The organism is Actinoplanes sp. NPDC049599 (genome assembly GCF_044465625.1).
Taxonomy (GTDB): domain Bacteria; phylum Actinomycetota; class Actinomycetes; order Mycobacteriales; family Micromonosporaceae; genus Actinoplanes.
The window spans coordinates 188,686-209,046 of the sequence record NZ_JBITLX010000002.1 but is presented as its reverse complement, the minus strand read 5'-3'; the positions used below and the strand labels follow the sequence as shown (position 1 = coordinate 209,046).

Annotated in this window: 20 protein-coding genes; 13 read left to right on the top strand and 7 right to left on the bottom strand. The window is 71.6% G+C overall.

The genetic code is table 11. The annotated features are described in order from the left end of the window. Positions 1-35: 35 nt before the first annotated feature. From ACIBQZ_RS04175 to ACIBQZ_RS04160, 4 genes are all read right to left on the bottom strand, one after another. The gene (locus tag ACIBQZ_RS04175) at positions 36-446 is read right to left on the bottom strand and encodes a hypothetical protein (RefSeq protein WP_396086982.1); all 411 of its coding nucleotides are present in this window, start codon (positions 444-446) and stop codon (positions 36-38) included. A gap of 380 nt (positions 447-826) precedes the next feature. Beyond that, positions 827-1,018 carry a hypothetical protein gene (locus tag ACIBQZ_RS04170; RefSeq protein WP_396086981.1) on the bottom strand — a complete coding sequence of 64 codons (192 nt, stop codon included), beginning with the start codon at positions 1,016-1,018 and terminating at the stop codon, positions 827-829. Between the two features lie 480 nt (positions 1,019-1,498). After that, positions 1,499-2,767, bottom strand: coding sequence for a DUF1501 domain-containing protein (locus tag ACIBQZ_RS04165; protein ID WP_396086980.1), 1,269 nt, complete (start codon positions 2,765-2,767; stop codon positions 1,499-1,501). After that, complete coding sequence (locus ACIBQZ_RS04160; protein WP_396086979.1) at positions 2,767-4,308, bottom strand: DUF1800 domain-containing protein; 1,542 nt, start codon at positions 4,306-4,308, stop codon at positions 2,767-2,769. The genes ACIBQZ_RS04165 and ACIBQZ_RS04160 overlap by 1 nt, the downstream gene beginning before the upstream one ends. A gap of 114 nt (positions 4,309-4,422) precedes the next feature. Here ACIBQZ_RS04160 and ACIBQZ_RS04155 point away from each other — a divergent pair, with 114 nt between their 5' ends. The 6 genes from ACIBQZ_RS04155 to ACIBQZ_RS04130 all read left to right on the top strand — a co-directional run bounded on the left by ACIBQZ_RS04155 (position 4,423) and on the right by ACIBQZ_RS04130 (position 11,092). Further along, positions 4,423-5,472: an ROK family protein gene (locus tag ACIBQZ_RS04155; protein WP_396086978.1), complete on the top strand. Its 1,050-nt coding sequence runs from the start codon at positions 4,423-4,425 to the stop codon at positions 5,470-5,472. A 32-nt stretch (positions 5,473-5,504) separates the two neighbouring features. Next, positions 5,505-6,215 (top strand): response regulator transcription factor, encoded by a 711-nt coding sequence (locus tag ACIBQZ_RS04150; RefSeq protein ID WP_396086977.1) that lies wholly within the window; start codon positions 5,505-5,507, stop codon positions 6,213-6,215. 71 nt (positions 6,216-6,286) lie between these two features. Next, a complete protein-coding gene (locus tag ACIBQZ_RS04145; protein ID WP_396086976.1) occupies positions 6,287-7,519 on the top strand; it encodes a cytochrome P450 in 1,233 nt (410 codons plus the stop codon). A 5-nt stretch (positions 7,520-7,524) separates the two neighbouring features. Further along, positions 7,525-7,722: a ferredoxin gene (locus ACIBQZ_RS04140; RefSeq protein WP_396086975.1), complete on the top strand. Its 198-nt coding sequence runs from the start codon at positions 7,525-7,527 to the stop codon at positions 7,720-7,722. Beyond that, on the top strand, positions 7,719-8,912 hold the full coding sequence (locus ACIBQZ_RS04135; RefSeq protein ID WP_396086974.1) for an NAD(P)/FAD-dependent oxidoreductase: 1,194 nt from the start codon (positions 7,719-7,721) through the stop codon (positions 8,910-8,912). The genes ACIBQZ_RS04140 and ACIBQZ_RS04135 overlap by 4 nt, the downstream gene beginning before the upstream one ends. 221 nt (positions 8,913-9,133) lie before the next feature. After that, the gene (locus ACIBQZ_RS04130; protein WP_396086973.1) at positions 9,134-11,092 is read left to right on the top strand and encodes a PPC domain-containing protein; all 1,959 of its coding nucleotides are present in this window, start codon (positions 9,134-9,136) and stop codon (positions 11,090-11,092) included. A gap of 44 nt (positions 11,093-11,136) precedes the next feature. Here ACIBQZ_RS04130 and ACIBQZ_RS04125 read toward each other — a convergent pair whose 3' ends face one another. Next, a complete protein-coding gene (locus ACIBQZ_RS04125) occupies positions 11,137-11,469 on the bottom strand; it encodes an STAS domain-containing protein (protein WP_396086972.1) in 333 nt (110 codons plus the stop codon). Positions 11,470-11,597: 128 nt separating this feature from the next. On the opposite strand from ACIBQZ_RS04125, the gene ACIBQZ_RS04120 reads away from it, so the two are divergent. Then, positions 11,598-12,068, top strand: coding sequence for a peroxiredoxin (locus ACIBQZ_RS04120; protein WP_396086971.1), 471 nt, complete (start codon positions 11,598-11,600; stop codon positions 12,066-12,068). 4 nt (positions 12,069-12,072) lie between these two features. On the opposite strand, the gene zwf is transcribed toward ACIBQZ_RS04120, so the two are convergent. Then, complete coding sequence (zwf, locus tag ACIBQZ_RS04115; RefSeq protein ID WP_396086970.1) at positions 12,073-13,569, bottom strand: glucose-6-phosphate dehydrogenase; 1,497 nt, start codon at positions 13,567-13,569, stop codon at positions 12,073-12,075. 160 nt (positions 13,570-13,729) lie between these two features. Here zwf and ACIBQZ_RS04110 point away from each other — a divergent pair, with 160 nt between their 5' ends. Beyond that, positions 13,730-14,668 carry an exopolyphosphatase gene (locus ACIBQZ_RS04110; protein ID WP_396086969.1) on the top strand — a complete coding sequence of 313 codons (939 nt, stop codon included), beginning with the start codon at positions 13,730-13,732 and terminating at the stop codon, positions 14,666-14,668. 149 nt (positions 14,669-14,817) lie between these two features. Here ACIBQZ_RS04110 and ACIBQZ_RS04105 read toward each other — a convergent pair whose 3' ends face one another. Further along, positions 14,818-15,612 carry a DUF1775 domain-containing protein gene (locus ACIBQZ_RS04105; protein WP_396086968.1) on the bottom strand — a complete coding sequence of 265 codons (795 nt, stop codon included), beginning with the start codon at positions 15,610-15,612 and terminating at the stop codon, positions 14,818-14,820. An 80-nt stretch (positions 15,613-15,692) separates the two neighbouring features. On the opposite strand from ACIBQZ_RS04105, the gene ACIBQZ_RS04100 reads away from it, so the two are divergent. From ACIBQZ_RS04100 to ACIBQZ_RS04080, 5 genes are all read left to right on the top strand, one after another. Further along, a complete protein-coding gene (locus ACIBQZ_RS04100) occupies positions 15,693-15,899 on the top strand; it encodes an RNA-binding S4 domain-containing protein (protein ID WP_396087357.1) in 207 nt (68 codons plus the stop codon). 139 nt (positions 15,900-16,038) lie between these two features. Beyond that, entirely contained in the window at positions 16,039-17,412 is a 1,374-nt protein-coding gene (locus ACIBQZ_RS04095) for an ABC transporter substrate-binding protein (protein ID WP_396086967.1), read from the top strand. Between the two features lie 14 nt (positions 17,413-17,426). Then, a complete protein-coding gene (locus ACIBQZ_RS04090) occupies positions 17,427-18,392 on the top strand; it encodes a carbohydrate ABC transporter permease (RefSeq protein ID WP_396086966.1) in 966 nt (321 codons plus the stop codon). Next, a complete protein-coding gene (locus ACIBQZ_RS04085; RefSeq protein WP_396086965.1) occupies positions 18,389-19,255 on the top strand; it encodes a carbohydrate ABC transporter permease in 867 nt (288 codons plus the stop codon). Before ACIBQZ_RS04090 ends, ACIBQZ_RS04085 begins: the two co-directional genes overlap by 4 nt. Positions 19,256-19,393: 138 nt before the next feature. Next, positions 19,394-20,293: a hypothetical protein gene (locus tag ACIBQZ_RS04080; protein ID WP_396086964.1), complete on the top strand. Its 900-nt coding sequence runs from the start codon at positions 19,394-19,396 to the stop codon at positions 20,291-20,293. Positions 20,294-20,361 lie beyond the last annotated feature (68 nt).

Genomic DNA, 20,361 nt, shown 5'->3' with positions numbered 1-20,361 from the left:
GGATGGGCCCGATTCACCGCTGATTCATCCGGCTGTCAGCCGGCGCCGCAGGCGATGCGGTAACCACTGCCCGGTGCGTTCCAGCAGGACCACCGGAGAGCGATCTTCTGGTAGGTGTCGCCGTCCACCACGTGATTGATGTAGTACCAGTCGTAGTACGTCTTGATGTAGTCGGCATCGCAGATGCCGGCACCCCAGGCGGTGCCGCCGTTGCGGCCGATCGCGTACTCGACGGTCTTGAACTGCCCGTTGACCAGCTTGTCGCCCTTGACCATGATGGTCTCGCTGGTGTTGTTCGTGAACCGTCCGGACGTGGACTTCGGCTTGCCGTCCGCGGTGCACCTCGCCTCGGCCTGAGCCGGTGCGGACGTTGTCAGAACCAGACCGGTGGCGACCAGCGCCGTCGATGCTGCGGCACCCGCCGCGGTGCGCATAAGGCGCGACATGCGAGACTTCAAGACAGATTCCTCCCCGTTGTGTTGTGCTGAGGTATCTGACCGGCTCCCCGGGGACCCGGCCGCCGATAACGGTATCATCAAAGGTCGATCCCCATAAGCACTTGATCTGCATGATCGTTTAGGTAGACTATTGGCGGGTGCCTGTCAACCGGATTAAATCGTAGACCGCCGTCAATTCAAGAATCGAATTTGCGGCGGTGCCCCAAGGGTGCAGTCCCGGTGGCCGCGGTCATCTTCGACGGCCGGCGCAGGAACGCCGCGCCGGCGCCTCCCGCCGAGGGAGACGCCGGGCGACGGGTGATAGGGGAGAGACGGCGGCGGCCCTTGGGGGGACCGCCGCCGTCTCGTATCCACGGCCCGGGACGGGCTCAGGGACAGGCCGGTTCGGCTGATTCTCGCGCGAGGTAGGCCGAGCGTTCCTGCGGGCTGAAGTCGCGGTCCACGGTCCGGCAGATCTTGGTGATGGCCGTGCTGGTCGTCGGCAGCGCGACGTTCCAGACCTTCACCGTGCCGTGCCAGCCGGCGGTGACCAGCAGCTTGCCGTCCGGGCTGACGGCCACCGTCGTCCCGGCGCCTTACCAGGCCGCGCACCGGCGGCCCACCGGAGCCGACCTGTAGCTCGCGCAACCGCTCGGCGAACGTCCGGATCGGATCGGCACGGTGCGGCACCTCGCCGAAGCCGTCTACGCCCACCACTGCCCCGGTGTGCCACTGCTCTGCGCCGGGCCGGGCCGCCGATGACGGCCGTCGTCCTTGCCCTTGCCGTGGCTGTGCGTCCGGAGGTTCGGCTGCCTCCCCGGCCCGGCCGACGACGTCCGCGCCGGCGCCGGTGGCCGGCCCGCGCCTGGTGGTGCCACGGCAGGCGCACCCGGGTGAGCGGCTGATCGTGCTGGCGCACCGTGACCGCCGTCTCTGCGGGTCGGTCCACCTGCGCCTCTACGGCGGCGCCATGCCCGAACATCAGGGACAGGTGGACGAGGCCACCGTCACCGTCAGTCGCCGTTGAGGTCGCGGCGGATCACCAAGGCCGCGCCGGCCGGTCAGCGGGCCGCGGCCAGCCCGAACGACGCCGGAGCCACGCTCGGGAACACCTCGGACAGCGCGCCGAAGCCGCAGCGCTGCTGCAGGATCTCGCCGATCACCGCGCGGTAGTCGGTGGTCGCCGCCAGGTCGCCGGCCACCAGCGCGCCGGGTGCCAGGCCCGGCCAGGTTCCGTACACCGTGCCGCCGCGGACGCCGCCGCCCATCAGCAGCATCGCGTTGCCGTGGCCGTGGTCGACGCCGCGGGACGCGTTCTCCGCCACCCGGCGGCCGAACTCGCTGACCGTCACCACGGTCACCGATCCCATGCCGGCCGGGCCCAGGTCGGCCGCGAACGCCGCCAGCGCCGTCGAGGTCGCCAGCAGGTTGTCGTACATGCGCTGGCCCTTGACCGCCGTGCCCAGGCCCTCGTGCATGTCCCAGTCGCCGCAGTCCACCGCGGCCGCGGCCAGGCCCGCGTTCGCCTTGATCAGCCGGGCCACGTCCTTGAGCGCGTTGCCCAGCGGCGTGGCCGGGTAGACCGCGCCGTTGGCCGGCGCGTACGCCGTGGCCCGGATGCCGGCGGTCGCCGTCAGGGCGGCGTCCGCTGCCTGGGCGGGACCGGCCAGCAGCGGCGGCGCGGAGGCGTACATCTTGCGCAGCGACGCGGCCATCGGGCGCTTCGCGGCCTCGCCGGCCAGGCTGAAGCTGTCGACCGAGGCCATCGACACGTCGGCGAAGGCGCCGCCGAGCAACCGGGCCGGCATCGCGTTGCCCATCGACACCGCGGCCAGCGGGCCGGTCGCGCCGGTCATCCCGAGCATCCGGTCCAGCCAGCCGCTGCGCAGCGAGGTGCCGGCCGCGGCCCGTTCCATCTCCTCCATCGCGGCGAAGTGCGAGCGGGTCGGGTTCGGCTGGCCGACCGCGTGCACCGCGGCCAGGCTGCCGTTCTTCCACATCGGCAGCAGCGGCGCCAGGCCCGGGTGCAGGCCGAACATGCTGTTGCCGCCGATCGCCTGGCTCTTCGGCAGCGCGAGGGTGGGCCGGGCCTTGTAGTAGTCCGGGTCGCCGATCGGGGCGATCGCGGACAGGCCGTCGAAGCCGCCACGCAGCGACAGCACGACCAGCGTGTCGCCGGTGTAGCCGGCGTCGGCGGCGAAGGCGAGGCGGGTGGAGAGCCCTTCGCCGACGAGGCCGGCAAGAGCGCCGGCCGCGCCGGCGCCCAGTACGCCGCGCCGGGACAGCAGCCTCTTGTTCTCGTCGCAGCAAACCTGAGCGGTCACGGTCATCACCTCAGCTGGAAGGAGGGCGAGTCGAGGACGAGGGCGATCAGGTACGGCAGGCTCCCCGCGACCGACTCCTTGCTGGTCACAGGACTCGTCGGCAGCTTGGCCGCGACACTGAGCACCGCGGCCACGTGGTCGGCCGGCAACGGGGTGCCGACCAGCCGCCGGGCCAGCGCGTCGACCAGCGACCCGTACGTCTTCGGCAGCACCGGCACCAGGGACGTGAGCAGGTCGGCGGGACGGGTGAGCTGCTTGGGGTACCAGCCGGCCGCGAGGTTCAGGTGGCTGTTGCAACGCATGAGGAACGCCGACGGCGACGCCCACGCGGCGGCCACGTCCGGGAAGCCGTTCGGCGGGCTCCAGCGGTACGGCGCGTTCCCGGCGTTGACCAGGTTGTTGTAGAGCGCGTCCAGGGCCTTGACGCCGGCGGACTCCGGGCCCAGCCCGAGGGCGCGGACGGTGGCGGCCAGGTCCTCGAACGGCGTGCGCACCTTCTGCCCGAGGGACGCGGCGAACTCCGGCGAGGTGAACAGCGCGCGCAGCACCGGCACGATCGCCGTGTCGTTGTCCAGGTACACCTTCGCCAGCTTCGCCACCAGCGTCGCCGGCGCCTCGTCGGCGACAAAGCGCAGGCACAGCTTGGTCGCCAGCCGCTCGGCGGTGGCCGGGTGCCGGGCCAGGTGGTCGACGAACGCCAGCGCGGCCGCCTCGCCGCCCTCGGCGGTCGCGTTCGCGTGGCTGAAGCCGAGGATCTGCACCGCGCCGGTGGCGTGCTTGGCCGCGGTGTATGTGTACGTCCCCGCGCTCGCCACGGTCAGGCCGGTGAGCAGCTTCGCGGCGGCCTGCACCTCCGCCTCGGTGTAGATCATGCCGACGGTGTGCAGCTCCATCAGCTCGCGGGCGTAGTTCTCGTTCGGCAGCACCTTGGTCGACGACCGGTTGTCCAGGTACGTCAGCATCGCCGGGTGCCGGGCCGAGGCCTTGAGCATGTCCGCGAAGCGCCCGAAGGTGAACTTGCGGGTCACCTGCTTGTCGTAGTCCGCCCGGCTGTCCCAGACGCCACTGGAGGGCGCGGCGATGTGCAGGTGGTTGGCCCAGAACGCGGCCGTGGTCTCGAACAGCTGCCGGTTGCTCCAGATGGCCCGGGCCACCGCGGCGCGGCCGAGCTGGCCGAACGCCTCGTACGAGTGCAGCGGCAGCTTGGCCCGGACCGTCGCGATGTCGGCGCCGGCCAGCGGCAGCCGGGTGAGCAGCGCGTCCAGCGCCGAGTCGTTGATCTTCGCCGGGTCGAGCTGGCGGTCCAGCCAGGCCGGCACGCCCAGCCTGGCGAGCTCGGCGAGGGCCGCCGGGGTGGGGCCGAAGGTGGCCCGGCGCAGCAGGTGCGCGAGCGGGTCGGCGGAGACGAGGTCGGTCGGCACGGCGGTCGCGGCGGCGGCGGGCACGGCCAGCGCCGCGTCGAGGGCGAGGCCCCCGGCTGCGGTCACGGCCACGGCCGCGGCACCACCGAGGACGGCGCGGCGGGTCGGCTCAGGCTTCGTCTGCATGCCAGGCCCTTCGGCCCGTTCCGGCCGGGCCCTCGGGCCCGCAACCTGACTCTCACCGCCCGCAATCGGTTTGCACCCGTCGCTTCCGGGCGCGTCCGGACGTACGCTCTGGCTGTGGATCAGATCGATGTGGTGCGAACCCCGGCGTCCTGGGTCGTGGTAGGTCTCGACAACGGCGGCACCTGCAACAACGCCACCGTGCTGGACGCGACGGGGCAGTTCCTCGTTGATCACCTGGTGGAGAATCCGAGCCTGGTCACCGAGGGGCCGGAGTCGGCGGTCGAGCAGCTCGCCGAGGCCTTCACCGGCATCCTCACGCTGACCAGCACGCCGGCCACGCTGGTCCGCGCGGTCGGGCTGGACACCCCGGGCCCGGCCAGCGCCGACGGGGTCATCTCGTCGAAGGGATCCACGAACTTCTCGCAGGTGTCCTGGCACGGCTTCGACATCCGGGGCGCCCTGCAGGCGCGCATCGGCCTGCCGGTGATCTACAACAACGACGCCAACGCGGCCGCGCTCTACGCCCACCACCGGCACTTCGGCATCGACGCGATGGAGAAGTCCTCGGTGGCGGCGATCGTCGGCACCGGCCTCGGCGGCGGAGTGGTCGAGCTCGGCAAGGTGGTCAGCGGCGCGGCGGGCATGGCCGGTGAGCTGGGCCACGTGCAGATCCCGCTGCACGGCGTGCTGGAGGACGACCAGCCGGTGCCGGAGTGCAACTGCGGCTTCGCCGGCGACGTGGAGAGCATCGCGTCGCTGACCGGCATCAAGAAGAACCTGCTGCCGTACTGGCTGAAGCGGTTCCCGGAGCACCCGCTGGCGGCCGAGCCGATCGACCGCGCGGCCAAGCTGCTGCGCGGCTACGGCGAGCAGGAGGACCCGCTGGCCCTGGCCGTGTTCGGTCAGCAGGCCCGGGCGATCGGCAAGCTGTTCACCATCGCGGCCAACTTCACCGACCCGTCGGCGTACTTCCTCGGCGGCGGCGTGGTCGAGGCGGCGCCGCGGTTCCGGCAGTGGTTCCTCAACACCGTCCGGGAGCACACCCAGCTGCGCGCCGAGCAGCAGGCCGCGGCGACGTTCGCGCTGGTGCCGGATCTGGACATGGCCGGCGCGCGGGGCGCCGCGGTGGCCGCGCTGGAGACGGTACGGCCCCTCGTCCATTGATCTCAGTCAGTTGACTGAACTAGGGTCACCGGATGGGCGCAGTGTTTCCGGACGGTGACCACGTCCTGGTCGTGGTGCCCGACCCCGACCTGCTGGAGCTGCTCGTCACCCCGCTGCGGATGGCCGGCTACCAGGTGTGCACCGCGGCCACCGGCGGCGCGGCGCTGGCGCTGCTCAGGAGCCGGCCGGTCGACCTGGTCATCGCCGACGTGGCGATCCCCGACGTCAACGAGCTGGCCCGGGGCAGCCGCCTCGCCCCGGCCGACCGGCCCCCGGTGCTGTGCCTGACCAGCTGCGAGCACCTGGACCGGCTGCTGCCCGAGCTCGGCCTGGGCATCGAGGACTACGTCACCAAGCCGTGCCGGATCACCGAGGTGCTGGCCCGGGCCCAGGTGCTGCTGCGGGAGCGGCGGCCGGGCCGCCGCGACGGGGTCCGGTGCCACGGCGATCTGATCCTCGACAACCAGGTGTGCCGCGCCTGGCGGGACCGCCGCTCGCTCGACCTCACCGCGGCGGAGTACCGGCTGCTGCGGCACCTGCTGGTCAACGCCGGGCAGGTGTTCTCCAAGGAGCAGCTGGCCCGGCAGCTCTGGGGTGAGCACCGCGGCGGCAACGCGATCGAGCGGCTGGTCTCGCGGCTGCGGCAGAAGGTCGACCGGGGCGAGCCGCCGCTGATCCACACCCGCCGGGGCTTCGGGTACGTGCTCGGCCGGGTCCCCGAACGGCACCCGCAGCGAATGTGACGTGGGCCACGTCAGGCTCCCGTCAGGTTGCTGTCCAGGCGGCGTCAGGCTGCCCTGATTGCCTGGGCCGCATGGCTGACACCCTGGTTCCCCCCGATCCGGCGAGCATTCCGGACTACCCGATGCCCCGCTCGGCCGAGTGCCCGTTCGCGCCGCCCGCGCCGGTGCTGGCGCTGACCGCGGAGGCGCCGGTGACCCGGGTGCGGATCTGGGACGGCAGCACCCCGTGGATCATCACCCGGCACGCCGACCAGCGGGTCCTGCTCGCCGACCCGCGGGTCAGCATCAACGAGCACCTGCCGAACTTCCCGCACATGACCGCCGGCCGGGCCGCCGCCGTGCGGGGCATCCCGCCGCTGATCACCAACACCGACGCCCCCGAGCACACCCGGCTGCGCCGGATGGTGAACGCGCCGTTCATGGTCAAGCGGGTCGAGCGGTTGCGCCCGCGGATCCAGCAGCTCGTCGACGAGCTCATCGACGCGATGCTGGCCGGGCCGAAGCCCGCGGACCTGGTGACGGCCATCGGGCTCCCGGTGCCGACGCTGGTGATCACCGAGCTGCTCGGCGTGCCGTACGCCGACCATGAGTTCTTCCAGCTCAACAGCACGAAGACGATCAGCCACGACGCCACTCCGGAGGAGGCCCGGCAGGCCGGCGGCGCGCTCGCCGGCTACCTGGACAGGCTGCTGCGGCAGAAGATGGCCGACCCGGCCGAGGACGTGCTGTCCGAGATGGCCGGCCGGATCGCGGCCGGCGAGATGACCCACGCCGAGGCCGTGATGATGGGCGTGGCGATCCTCATCGCCGGCCACGAGACCAGCGCCACCATGATCTCGCTCGGCACGGCCGCGCTGCTGCGCAACCCGGAGCAGCTCGCGCTGCTGCGCGAGACCGACGACCCGAAGGTCGTCGCCGGGGCGGTCGAGGAGCTGCTGCGCTATCTGACCATCGTGCACACCGGGGTACGGCGGATCGCCGTCGCCGACATCACGATCGGCGGGCAGGTCATCCGGGCCGGCGAGGGGATCGTCTTCGACCTCGGCGCCGCCGACTGGGACCCGCGGGAGTTCCCCGAACCGGACCGGCTCGACCTGACCCGGCCCGCCCGGCGGCACCACGCGTTCGGCTACGGCGTGCACCAGTGCCTGGGCCAGTCGCTGGCCCGGGTCGAGCTGCAGATCGTCTACGGCACGCTGTACCGGCGCATCCCCAGGCTGGCCCTGGCGGTGCCGTTCGAGCAGGTCGGCTTCTCGTTCGCCGGCATCGCGTACGGCCTGCACTCGCTGCCGGTCACCTGGTGAGCGGCATGCGGGTGGAACTCGACGAGCCGCGGTGCGTGGCCGCCGGCCAGTGCGCGATGGCCGCTCCGGAGGTCTTCGACCAGCGCGACGACGACGGCGTCGCGGTGGTGCTCGACGCCGAGCCTGCCGCGGAGCTGCACGACAGCGTGCGGGAGGCTGCCGCCGTCTGCCCGGCGGCGGCGATCCATCTGGTGGAGCGGTGAGGCGGATCGTCGTCGTGGGCGCGTCGGCCGCCGGGCTCGCGGCTGCCGAGACCCTGCGCCGGGAGGGCTACGACGGCGTGCTCACGCTCATCGGCGCCGAGCCCGGCGTCCCGTACGACCGGCCGCCGCTGTCCAAGCAGATCCTCGCCGGGGAGTGGGAGCCCGAGCGGCTCGCCCTGCGTACCGCCGGGGAGCTGGCCGCGCTCGGCCTGGACCTGCGCGTCGGGGTGGCCGCCGCCGGCCTGGACCTCGCCACCCGCACGGTCCGCCTGGCCGACGGCACGACGGCCGGCTACGACGGGCTGGTGATAGCCACCGGGGTGCGTCCCCGGGTGCTGCCCGGCGCGGGCGCGCACGTGCTGCGCACCCTCGATGACGCGCTCGCCCTGCGGCAGCGGCTGGGCCCGGGACGCCGGCTGGTCGTGGTCGGCGCCGGCTTCCTCGGCGCGGAGGTGGCCGCGGTGGCCCGCCGCCTCGGGTGCGAGGTCACCGTGCTGGAACCGGCGCCGGTGCCGCTGGCGCACGCGCTCGGCGAGCGGGTCGGCCAGGTGCTGGCGGAGGCGCACCGGGAGAACGGCGTGCTGCTGCGGACCGGGGTGCTGGTGTCCGAGGCGACCGGCGACGGCGTGCGGCTGGCCGGCGGCGAGCTGGTCGCGGCCGACGAGGTGCTGGTCGGGATCGGCTCACGGCCGAACACCGAGTGGCTCGCCGGCTCCGGCCTGGCGCTCGCCGACGGCCTGGTCTGCGACCGGTACAGCGCCGCGGCGCCGGACGTCTACGGCGCCGGCGACGTGGCGCGGTGGCACAACGACCGGTACGGCGTGCCGATGCGCATCGAGCACCGCACCAACGCCGCCGAGCAGGGCATGGCGGTGGCCCGCAACCTCCTGCGCCCGCGGGCCCGCACGCCGTTCGCCCCGGTGCCCTACTTCTGGTCCGATCAGGACCACCTGAGGATCCAGGCGTACGGCCACCTGCGCGGCCACGACGAGGTGGCGATTGTGGACGGTGCGTTCGCCGCCCGCCGGTTCGTGGCCGCCTACCGCACCGGCGACCGCCTGGCCGGGGTGCTCGCGGTCGGCATGCCCCCGAAGGTGCTCAGACCCTGGCGGGCCGCCCTCGCCGACCGCCTCGGCTGGGCGGCGGCCACAGCGAGGAACGAGGTGAGCAGCGGTGAGCGGATCGGCTGACGACCGGCCCGGCGTGGTCGTGGTGACCGGCGCCGGCTACCGCGCCGGGCGGCACGCGGCGGCCCGCGCCCTCGCGTCCATTCCGGAGTGACCGAAAGGGCAGCCGGACTTACATACCTGTGACAGGTCATCGACAGCTCTAGATATTGATCGACACCTTCAGTAGCGTCGCGCATACCGTCCGAGGCGGGGGCTTCGGACGCGTCGAAGGGGGATCATTGATGCGACGTAGCATCGCGACCGTCGGGGCAGTCGTGCTCGGGCTTGTTGCGCTCACACCGGGCGTGGCGCCGGCTGCTCCGGTCCAGACCGATCCGGGGCTCAGCCCCGCCGACCAGGTAGCCGTCGATGCCGGGCTGCCGGTAGCCACCAAGGCCAAGCCGGGCGCCAAGCCCGCCGGGGTCAACCCGTTCCTGGCGCTGCTGCCCGACCCCGCCAAGGCCGACTACAGCGGCTGGGCGACGTACATGGCCAAGCAGGGCGCGGCGAAGGACGCGGCCCGGCTCAAGGCGCTGGCCTCGGGTCCGTCGGCCGCCGCCGCGCAGGCCGCCGCGGCCGCGGTCGTGGTCGACGAGGACGAGCCCGCGGGCACCCGCGGCTCCAACGACAACCCGGCCGCCGCCCAGCTGATCCGCACCTTCGGCACCGGCAGCGGCCAGAACCCGGCGATCCGGATCCTCGGCGCGCTCAACCCCGAGAGCGTCACGCCGGTCACCCGGGCCGCCACCCCGGAGGACGACGGGTCGATCCCGCTCGCCGGCGCCACCGGCATCGGCGCCGGCCGCCGGGCCGTCGTCACCAACGCCACCATCGGCGACGGCCCGCACGGCCGGGCCGGCACCGGCACCAACGACTTTGACTTCTACTCCCTGCAGGCCACCGCCGGGCAGGTGATCTCCGTGCAGACGGCGACCCCGACCGGCGCGCTGGACACGCTGGTCGCGCTCTACACCCCGGACGGCACGATCGTGGCGACCAACGACGACTTCGGCGGCTCCTTCGACAGCCTGCTGCAGTACAAGGTCCCGGCGTCCGGCACGTTCTACGCGGTCGTCGCGGCGTACAGCGGGTTGCCGGCCGATCCGTTCGATCCGGCCAGCGGGGACGGCGGGGCCAGCGAGGGCCCGTACACGGTCACCATCGGGGCGGCCTCCGACGACCAGGACTTCTTCGCGGTCAAGCTCAAGGCCGGCGACGTGCTCGGCGCCTCGGTCAAGGGCGCGCCGGCGTACCTGACCGTCTACGACACCGCCCCGCGCGAGGTGCACGGGTCGGACCAGGACGCCACCTTCATCTACCCGATGGACTCGCTGCTGCCGGGCGGCGGCAACGCCGCCACCGACTACGTGGCGACCAAGACCGGCTGGCACTACGTGGGCGTGGCCCGGGGCAGTGGCAGCTACGACATCACCGTCGAGGCCTACCGGCCGGTGCTGCAGGGCGCCAAGCCGGTCCAGACGCTGTTCCTGGACTTCGACGGCGGTCGGGTCAACACCGGCGTCTTCGGCGGCACCGGCAACGTCACGCTCAGCCCGTTCTCGGCGTTCCTCGCCAAGTGGGGCATCCCGCGCGTGCAGGAGGACGAGGTGATCGACGCGGTCGTCGCCGGCGTCACCGAGAACCTCAAGCAGGACATGATCGACAGCGGCCTGAACGGCAAGTTCCGGCTGAAGATCCTGAACAGCCGGGACCACGCGGACCCGTGGGGCCAGGCGAACGTCAGCCGGATCATCGTCGGTGGCACCATCGACGAGTCCGGTGTGGACACGATCGGCATCGCGCAGAGCATCGACCCGGGCAACTTCGAGACCGAGGAGACCGCCCTGGTGCTGCAGGACGTGCTCAGTGACGAGCCCGGTGGGCCGGCTTCGCTGAACACGTACCTGACCGAGGCCAGCGACCGGGTGGCGTTCGTCGGCCAGGCGGTCGGCAACGTGACCGCGCACGAGGCGGGTCACTTCTTCGGCGACTGGCACACGCACAACGCCAACGCCACGGCAAACCTGATGGACGCCGGCGGCGCCAGCTTCAGCGTGCTGTTCGGCGTCGGCCCGGACGGCGTGGGCGGCACGGCGGACGACACCGACGTCGACTTCGGCGACGACGCGTTCAGCCCGGCCGAGGGCTTCATCGGTACGGAGGACACCCTGGGCCGGATCGTCTTCGGCCTGACCAGCTAGCTCGACACAGGGGCGCTCCGGTAACCGGGGCGCCCCTGCCGGGCTCAGTCCTTCAGCGCGGTCTCGACGTCGCTGTGCAGCGACAGATAGTCGACCAGCCCCAGCGTCTCCAGCAGTCGCCGCAGGAAGCCCGACGGGGCGGCGAGCCGCACCCAGCCGCCGCGTTCCATCGCCCGGCCGTGCGCCGTGACCAGCACGCCGACGCCCATCGAGTCGCAGAAGTCGAGACCGGACAGGTCCACGATGATGCGCGGGCTGGGGCGTTCCACCAGCCGGCTGAGGTTGGCCTTCAGCGACGGCGCGGTGTCGATGTCCAGGGAGCCGCGCAACGTCAGTACGGCCGTGTTGGGTGGGTGGTGCGCGACCGAGACCTGCATGGCGGTGTCGCTTTCGTCGGGGGGCGGGCAGGGGTCAGTCAGGGGTAGGGGCGGACAGCATCGGTGGGTGTCTCCACCCTAGGCGAGGACGCGGCCGGCGGCAGAATCAGGCCGGGTACCTTGATCAGGTGAGCATCGACAAGGGTGACGTGGCCCCCGACTTCGAACTACCCGACCAGCACGGCACCCCCCGGCGGCTGAGCGCGCTGCTCGCCGACGGTCCGGTGGTGCTGTTCTTCTACCCGGCCGCGATGACCAGCGGCTGCACCGCCGAGGCCTGCAACTTCCGGGACCTGGCGGCCGAGTACGCCGAGGCCGGCGCCCAGCGGGTCGGGATCAGCCGGGACCCGGTGGCCAAGCAGAAGAAGTTCGCCGACCTCAACGGCTTCGACTACCCGCTGCTCTCCGACCCGGAGAATTCCGCGGCCGAGGCGTTCGGCATCAAGCGCCGGCTGCCGCTCGGGCCGCTCAGCGTCAAGCGGGTGACCTTCGTCATCGACACCGACCGGACGGTGCTGGAGGTCATCCACAGCGAACGCGACATGAACGAGCACGCCGACCGGGCCCTCGACGTGGTCAAGGCCCGGCCGGCGCGGTAATGCGTCAGATCTCGTTGCGCCACTTGCGGCCGCTGCGGCCGATCAGCCGGTCGGCGTCGGTGGGCCCCCACGAGGCGGCCTCGTAGGTCGGGATCGGCGACATGTCCTTCGCCCAGTGCTCGATGATCGGGTCGACGATCCGCCAGCACTGCTCGACCTCGTCGGTGCGGATGAACAGCGTGGGGTCGCCGAGCAGGGCGTCGAGCAGCAACCGCTCGTAGGCCTCCGGCGACTCCTCGCGGAACGTCTGCTCGTACGAGAAGTCCATGCTGGCGGTGCGCACCCGGAACGAGTGTCCCGGCACCTTGGCGCCGAAGCGCAGCGAGATGCCCTCGTTGGGCTGGATCCGCAGGATCAGCGCGTCCGCGTCCAGCTCGGTGAGCTGGTTGGTCGGGATCGGCAGGTGCGGCGGCCGCTGGAACTGCAGGGCGACCTCGGTCACCCGGGCCGGCAGCCGCTTGCCGGTACGCACGTAGAACGGCACCCCGGCCCACCGCCAGTTGTCGACGTTGAGCCGCATGGCCGCGTACGTCTCGGTCCGCGACAGCGGGTCGACGCCGGTCTCGTCGCGGTAGCCGGCCATCAGGTCCTCGCGGGTGCCGCCGCGGGTGTACTGGCCGCGGACCGCCACCTCGGCGATGTCGCGGTCGGTGGGCAGCCGGATCGCCTGCAGCAGCTTGACCTTCTCGTTGCGCAGCCCCTCGGCCTCGAACGAGGCCGGCGGCTCCATCAGCGCGAGCGCCAGCACCTGGAGCACGTGGTTCTGCACGATGTCGCGCATCGCGCCGGCGTGCTCGTAGAAGCCGCCGCGGGTGCCGACGCCGAGCGTCTCGGCGACGGTGATCTGCACGTGGTCGACCCAGGAGCGGTTCCAGATGGGCTGGAAGATCGCGTTGGCGAAGCGCAGCGCGAGCACGTTCTGGACGGTGTCCTTGCCCAGGTAGTGGTCGATCCGGAAGACCTGGGACTCCTCGAAGGCGGCGTGCACGATGCCGTCGAGCTCGTTGGCGGTGCGCAGGTCGTTGCCGTACGGCTTCTCGATGACCAGGCGGGCGAAGGAGCCCTCCGGGGTGTGGTTGAGCCCCGCGCCGGCCAGCCCGTTGATCACCGGCATGAACGCCTCGGCCGGGGTGGACAGGTAGTAGATCCGGTTGCCGGCGGTGCCCCGGGTGGCGTCCAGCTCGTCGAGCACCTCGGCGAGGCGCTTGTAGGTCTCCGGGTTGTCGTAGCCGCCCGAGACGTACCGGATGCCGCCGCCCTGCAGCTGCGGCTTGTCGGCGAGGCTGCGGCTGCTGAGCGCGCTCTCCGCGAACTGGTGGTCCTCCATCGGCGTGCGGGCGACGCCGACCAGGGCGAACTCGGCGGGCAGCCGGTTGTGCCGGGCCAGGCTCTCCACGGCCGGGAGCAGCTTGCGCCTGGTCAGGTCGCCGGACGCGCCGAAGATGACCAGGGTGGCGGGCGGGGCGTTGCGGTCCTGTGCGAGCTGGGGAACGGTGTCCATCGTCAGGTCTTCCTCCGACCGCGGTACGTGAGCTTCCGTACGAACTTTACGCAGCGCGAGCACCGCTCGGATCAAACCGGTACGCCGATGCGACCAGGCCCATAGCCGTAAAAGTGGCAAACTGGGGAGTAAGGTGCCAATCGGCAGAGGGAGATTGCTCGTGAAGTACCGGCTCGTGACCCGCAGCGACTTCGACGGCCTGGTCTGCGCCGTGCTGCTGCGTGTGCTCGACTTGATCGACGAGATCACCTTCGTGCACCCGAAGGACGTGCAGGACGGCGTCACGGAGATCACTGAGCGTGACATTTTGACCAACCTGCCGTTCGCTCCCGGCGCTCACCTGGTGTTCGACCACCACCACTCGGAGACGCTGCGTAACACCGGCGACCGGTCGAACCACATCATCGATCCCGACGCGCCCTCGGCCGCCCGGGTCATCTACGACCACTACGGCGGCGCGGAGCGCTTCCCGGAGATCTCCGACGAGCTCATGCGCGCCGTCGACCAGGCCGACTCGGCGGACTACGCCCTGCACGACATCCTCGACCCGCAGGGCTGGACGCTGCTCAACTTCCTGATGGACAGCCGCACCGGGCTGGGCCGGTTCCGCGAGTTCCGGATCTCCAACTACCAGCTGATGATGCTGCTGATCGACGCCTGCCTGCAGCTGCAGTCGGTCGAGGAGATCCTCGAGCTGCCCGACGTGCGCGAGCGCGCCGAGCTGTTCCGGGACTGCTCGGCGATGTTCGTCGAGCAGCTGCACCGGGTCAGCCACGTGGACGGCGACGTGGTCGTGGTCGACCTGCGCGAGGAGGAGACCATCCACGCCGGGAACCGGTTCATGGTCTATGCGCTCTTCCCCGAGGCCCGGGTCTCGGTGCACATCATCTGGGGCCGGCAGAAGCTGAACACCGTGTTCGCCTGCGGCAAGTCGATCCTCGACCGCAGCTCGCCGGTCGACATCGGCGAGGTCATGCTCCGGTACGGCGGCGGCGGGCACCTGGCCGCCGGCACCTGCCAGGTGCCGCACGAGGACTCGGCCCGGGTGCTGTCCGAGATCATCGACGCGCTGCGGACCCCGCGCCCGGTCTCGGTCTGACCGGGAAAAGCAGGGGGGCGGGAAGCCGAACCTTCCCGCCCCGCCAAGTGCAGGTCGTGGGTCTTGCCCTGGACCCCACCCGCCGGTCGTGTTCCGCGCCCCACGCGCATCAGCACGACACACCCGCGCCCACCTGCGCGGGACGTCTCTCACTCCTGGTAACGCCAGTTCGAGGGCTTCGCCGGCGCGGCGCCGACGAGCTCCTTCTCCTCCTCGTGTGCCGCCTCGGGCAGCGCGCCCGGGCGCCGGCGGGCCCGCAGGACCGCGACGACGCCGGCGGCCGCGACCAGTGCCGCCACGACCCAGCCGGCGATGGTCCAGAAGCCGGGGCCGTCGTCGGCGGCGTCGATCAGCGCCTGGAAGGTCGCCGCGTCCGGGTCGGTCGCGGTGCCCGTGCCGGAGTGCCCGCCGTGGGTGGCCGCTTCCTGGCCCGGCACGGCCGGGGTCAGCGTCAGCACGGCCGGCGGCATGGGCGCGCCCTTGGCCGGGTCCGCGTAGGTCGGCTGGACGGTGAAGCTCATCTGCGAGGTCGCCGGCATCGGGCCCATCGCGACGGTGAGCTCGGCCGACTTGCCCGGCGCCAGCGCCTTGCCCGGCATCGCGATCCAGGTGATGTCCGAGGCGGCATCGGTGATCGCCTCGCCGTGGATGCCGTTCATCGGGGCGTCCAGCGGTCGGTGGGTGATCTGCGGCGCCCAGTTGTCGTTCGACAGCGGGTAGGCCTCGGCGACCGGCAGGTCGGCCGGCAGCACCAGCTTGACCTTCGTGATGGCGCTCTTGGCGGTGTTCGTCACCGTGAACGTCACGTCGGTGCCGCTGCCCTGCGGTGCGCTGGGCGGGCTGACCGTCACGTCCGCGGCGGCGGGGGACGCCGCGCAGAGCACACCCACGGCGACGGCGGCGGCCAGGACGCCCGCCCGGCGGTGCTTCTCGAGGTTCCTCACGAGGGGTAGTTCGGACGGGACGCCGTTATGGTTCAACCGTGCCGGACTTTCTTTTCCGCGGATTCGGCATGATGGTCGGCATGCGTGACGTGGCCATCGACAGTGACATGATCAGACTCGGACAATTCCTCAAGCTCGCCGATCTCATCGACACCGGGGGAGAGGCGAAGATCCTGATCGCGTCCGGCGACGTGACGGTCAACGGCGAGGTCGACACCCGGCGGGGACGGCAGCTGCACCCCGGTGACGTGGTGATCGTGCAGGGGCGGTCGGCGCGCGTCGGCTGAGGACGACCGAATTCGATACTCATATATGCAGCACTGAGTGACCAGTGGTTGACATCCTGTCGATCACAGGCATCTACTGAGTCCGGTGTAACCGGCGTCACAGATGCCGGAGTCCGATCCGCCTCGCCGGGGAGGCTCCATGTCTCGTGCACATGTCCGCGCGGTTCTTTCCGGAGCCGCCGCAGCCCTGCTGGCCGGGTCGCTGGCCGGATGTGCGGGATGGGGCGGAGGCGGCGGCGGCTCCGACGACGCGAACAGCATCGACGTGCTGATGGTGAACAACCCGCAGATGATCGACCTGCAGCGGCTGACCGAGGCGAACTTCACCCGGGAGACCGGCATCAACGTCAACTACACGGTGCTGCCGGAGAACGACGTCCGCGACAAGATCAGCCAGGAGTTCTCCAGCCAGGCCGGCCAGTACGACGTCGCCTCGCTGAGCAACTTCGAGATCCCGATCTACGCGCGGAGCGAGTGGATCGCCCCGCTGGACGACTACGTCCGGGCCGACACCGCGTTCAACCAGGCGGACATCCTGCCGCCGATGACCAAGTCGCTGACCGCCGAGGACGGCAAGCTCTACGGCGAGCCGTTCTACGGCGAGTCCTCGTTCCTGATGTACCGCAAAGACGTCCTGGACGCCCAGGGCATCCAGATGCCGGCCAAGCCCACCTGGCAGCAGGTCGCCGACATCGCCGCGCAGGTCGACGGCAAGGTGCCCGGCATGGCCGGGATCTGCCTGCGCGGCCAACCCGGCTGGGGTCAGGTCTTCGCGCCGCTGACCACGGTGGTGAACACCTTCGGCGGCACCTGGTTCGACAAGGACTGGAACGCCCGGGTCAACGCGCCCGAGTTCAAGCAGGCCACCCAGTTCTACGTCGACCTGGTCCGCGCGCACGGCGAGGTCGGCGCGCCGCAGGCCGGCTTCACCGAGTGCCTGAACAACCTGGTCCAGGGCAACGCCGCGATGTGGTACGACGCGACCAGCGCGGCGGGCACGCTGGAGGCGGCGGACTCCCCGGTCAAGGGCAAGATCGGGTACGTGGCCGCGCCGGTCGTGCGGACGCCGAGCTCCGGCTGGCTGTACGCCTGGTCGTGGAGCATCCAGCAGGCCAGCAAGAAGAAGGACAACGCCTGGAAGTTCATCTCCTGGGCCTCCAGCCGCCGGTACGAGGAACTCGTCGGCAGCGAGCTGGGCTGGTCGAAGGTGCCGGCCGGCAAGCGCGCCTCTACCTACGCCAACCCGGACTACCTGAAGGAGGCGTCGGCTTTCGCCCAGCCAACCGAGCAGGCCATCTCCAGCGCGGACCCGGTCAACCCCGGGGTCCAGCCGCGCCCGGCGATCGGCATCCAGTTCATCGACATCCCGGAGTTCACCGACCTCGGCACCCAGGTCTCGCAGTACGTCAGCTCCGCCATCGCCGGCCAGATGAGCGTCGACGAGGCCCTGGACCGCGGCCAGCGGCTCGCGGACGACGTCGCCGAACGGTACCGATCGCGCGAGAACGGCTGAGAGGAGTCGCCACCATGACATCCGTGGCCGAGAAGACCGGCGAGGGCCAGGTCGGCACCACTCCGCCGAGACCGCCGGGCGCCGCTCGCCGCGCTGCCGGCTGGGCCCGCCGGGCCCCGCTGCTGCCCGCGCTCATCTTCATGATCGTGGTGACCCAGCTGCCGTTCGTGGTGACCCTGGTCATCTCGTTCATGGACTGGAACGCCTACTACCCCGACGAGCGGGGCTTCGCCGGCTTCGACAACTTCCGGCGGGTCTTCACCGACGTCAACATGCTCGACGCGGTGTGGACCACGATCCTGCTCACCGTCGGGGTGGTGCTGATCAGCCTGCTGCTGGGGCTGGGCATCGCGCTGCTGCTGGACCGCAAGTTCCGGGGCCGGGGCGCGGTCCGCACCATGATGATCGCGCCGTTCCTGGTGGTGCCGGTCGCCGCCGCGCTGCTCTGGAAGCACGCCCTCTACAACCCGGAGTACGGCCTGTTCAACGGCGCGCTGACCCGGCTCTGGGGGCTGTTCGGCTCGGACAACCCGCCGCAGCCGGACTGGATCAGCAACATGCCGCTCTGGTCGGTGATCTTCGCGCTGGTCTGGCAGTGGACCCCGTTCATGATGCTGATCCTGCTGGCCGGCCTGCAGGGGCGCCCGCTGGACGTGGTCGAGGCGGCCCGGATCGACGGCGCCAGCTCGTGGCAGATCTTCCGCAGCATGACGCTGCCGCACCTGCGCCAGTACCTGGAGCTGGGCGCGCTGCTCGGCTCGATCTACATCGTGCAGAACTTCGACGCGGTCTTCACCATCACCTCCGGCGGCCTCGGCACGGCGAACCTGCCGTACACCATCTACCAGATCTTCTACCAGGCGCACGACTACGGCCGGGCCTCCGCGGCCGCCGTCGTCGTGGTCATCGGCACGATCATCATCGCGACGTTCGCGCTGCGTACCGTCTCGTCGCTGTTCAAGGAGGACTCGGGCCGATGACCACCACCTTGCACCGGCCGGACCCGGCCGGCGCCGTGCCGAGGAAGAAGGACCGCGGCGGGCCCTGGCTGTCGCTGCTCGCCTGGGTGATCGGCATCCTGTTCGTGCTGCCGGTGGCCTGGATGGTGCTGACCTCGTTCCACTCCGAGGCCGACGCCGCGACCAACCCGCCGGCCGTGTTCGCGCCGCTGACCCTGGAGGGCTACCGCGAGTTCTTCTCCGGCGGCGCCAGCCCGTGGCCACCGCTGCTCAACTCGATGACCGCCAGCATCGTCTCGACCCTGCTGGTGCTGCTGCTCTCCTTCCCGGCCGCGTACGCGCTGAGCATCAAGCCGGTGCAGAAGTGGACCGACGTGCTGTTCTTCTTCCTGTCCACCAAGATGCTCCCGGTCGTGGCCGGCCTGCTCCCGCTGTACCTGTTCGCGCAGAACACCGGCCTGCTGGACAACATCTGGCTGCTGATCGTCTTCTACACCTCGATGAACCTGCCGATCGCGGTGTGGATGATGCGCTCGTTCCTGTCCGAGGTGCCGGTCGAGATGCTCGAGGCCGCCTCGATGGACGGCGCCGGCCTGGCCAAGACACTGCGCTCGGTCATCGCCCCGGTGGTCATGCCCGGCATCGCCGCGACCGCGCTGATCTGCTTCATCTTCAGCTGGAACGAGCTGCTGTTCGCCCGGGTCCTCACCGCCACCGTGGCCGAGACCGCCCCGGTCTTCCTGACCAGCTTCGTGACCAGCCAGGGGCTGTTCCTGGCCCAGCTGTGCGCGGCCGCCTTCGTGGTCTCGCTGCCCGTGCTCGTGGCCGGCTTCGCGGCCCAGGACAAGCTCGTGCAGGGCCTGTCGCTGGGCTCGGTCAAGTAGCCGCGTCGATCCGCATCCACTCCGCCCCGATAGAGGTGACCGGCCCCGCCCCCTGGGGCCGGTCACTGCGGGTGGTGACCGAGATTTTTCCCCGAAAGGCGGAGGAACCGGCGCGCCCCGGGGTACGTCTGACCGCCTATGACCAGACTTCGCGGCTCGTGGACGGCCGCTGCCGCCGTGACCTTGTTCCTGCTCAGCGGCTGCGCCCAGCAGACCGCCGCCGGTGCGCCGAGCCCCGGCCCGGCGCCGTCCGACAGCTCGTCGCCGCCCGCCACGCCGGGCCCCGAGGACGCGCTGGTGCTGCGGGTCAGCTCCGCCGGCGGCTTCGTCCCCCCGCACCTGCTCCTCGGCCGGCTCCCGGAGACCAGCGTGTACGCCGACGGCCGGGTGATCTTCAACGGCCCGGTCCCGGCGGTGTATCCCGGCCCGGCCCTGCCCAACCTGCAGTGGGGCACGCTCTCCCCGGCGAACCTGCGGCAGCTGCTCGACAAGGCGGTCGCGGCCGGCGTGAAACCGGGCACCGATTTCGGTCAGCCGGGGGTCGCCGACGCGCCGACCACCGAGGTCACCGTCGTGACCGCCGACGGCAAGCGTACGGTCGGGGCGGTTGCCCTGCGCGAGGCCCGGCCCGACGACCCGCAGCTCACCAAGGCCCAGCAGCAGGCCCGCAAGAAGCTGCGCGCCTTTGTCGACCAGCTCGGCGACCTGACCACCGCGATGATGACCGGCGAGCCCCAGCCGTACCGGCCGGTGGCGCTGGCCGCGATCGCGCAGCCGTGGGTCGATCCCGGTGACCCGACCGGCCGCCCGCGCAGCGTGCCGTGGCCCGGCCCGGCGCTGCCCGGCGAGAAGCTGAGCCCGACCGTCGACCCGACCTGCGTCGTCGCCACCGGCGCGCAGCTCGACGCGGTGCTGGCCGCGGCCGCGGACGCCACCGCGAACACCCCGTGGGTCTGGGAGAACGCGAGCTGGTCCGTGCTGCTGCGCCCGCTGCTGCCGGAGGAGACGGGCTGTGCGGACCTGAAGGCCGCCCGGTGACCCCGATCGGCGAGCCGTTCGACCCGTCGCCGGGTCAGCGGCCCGACACGGGGGTCACCGGCAGCGGC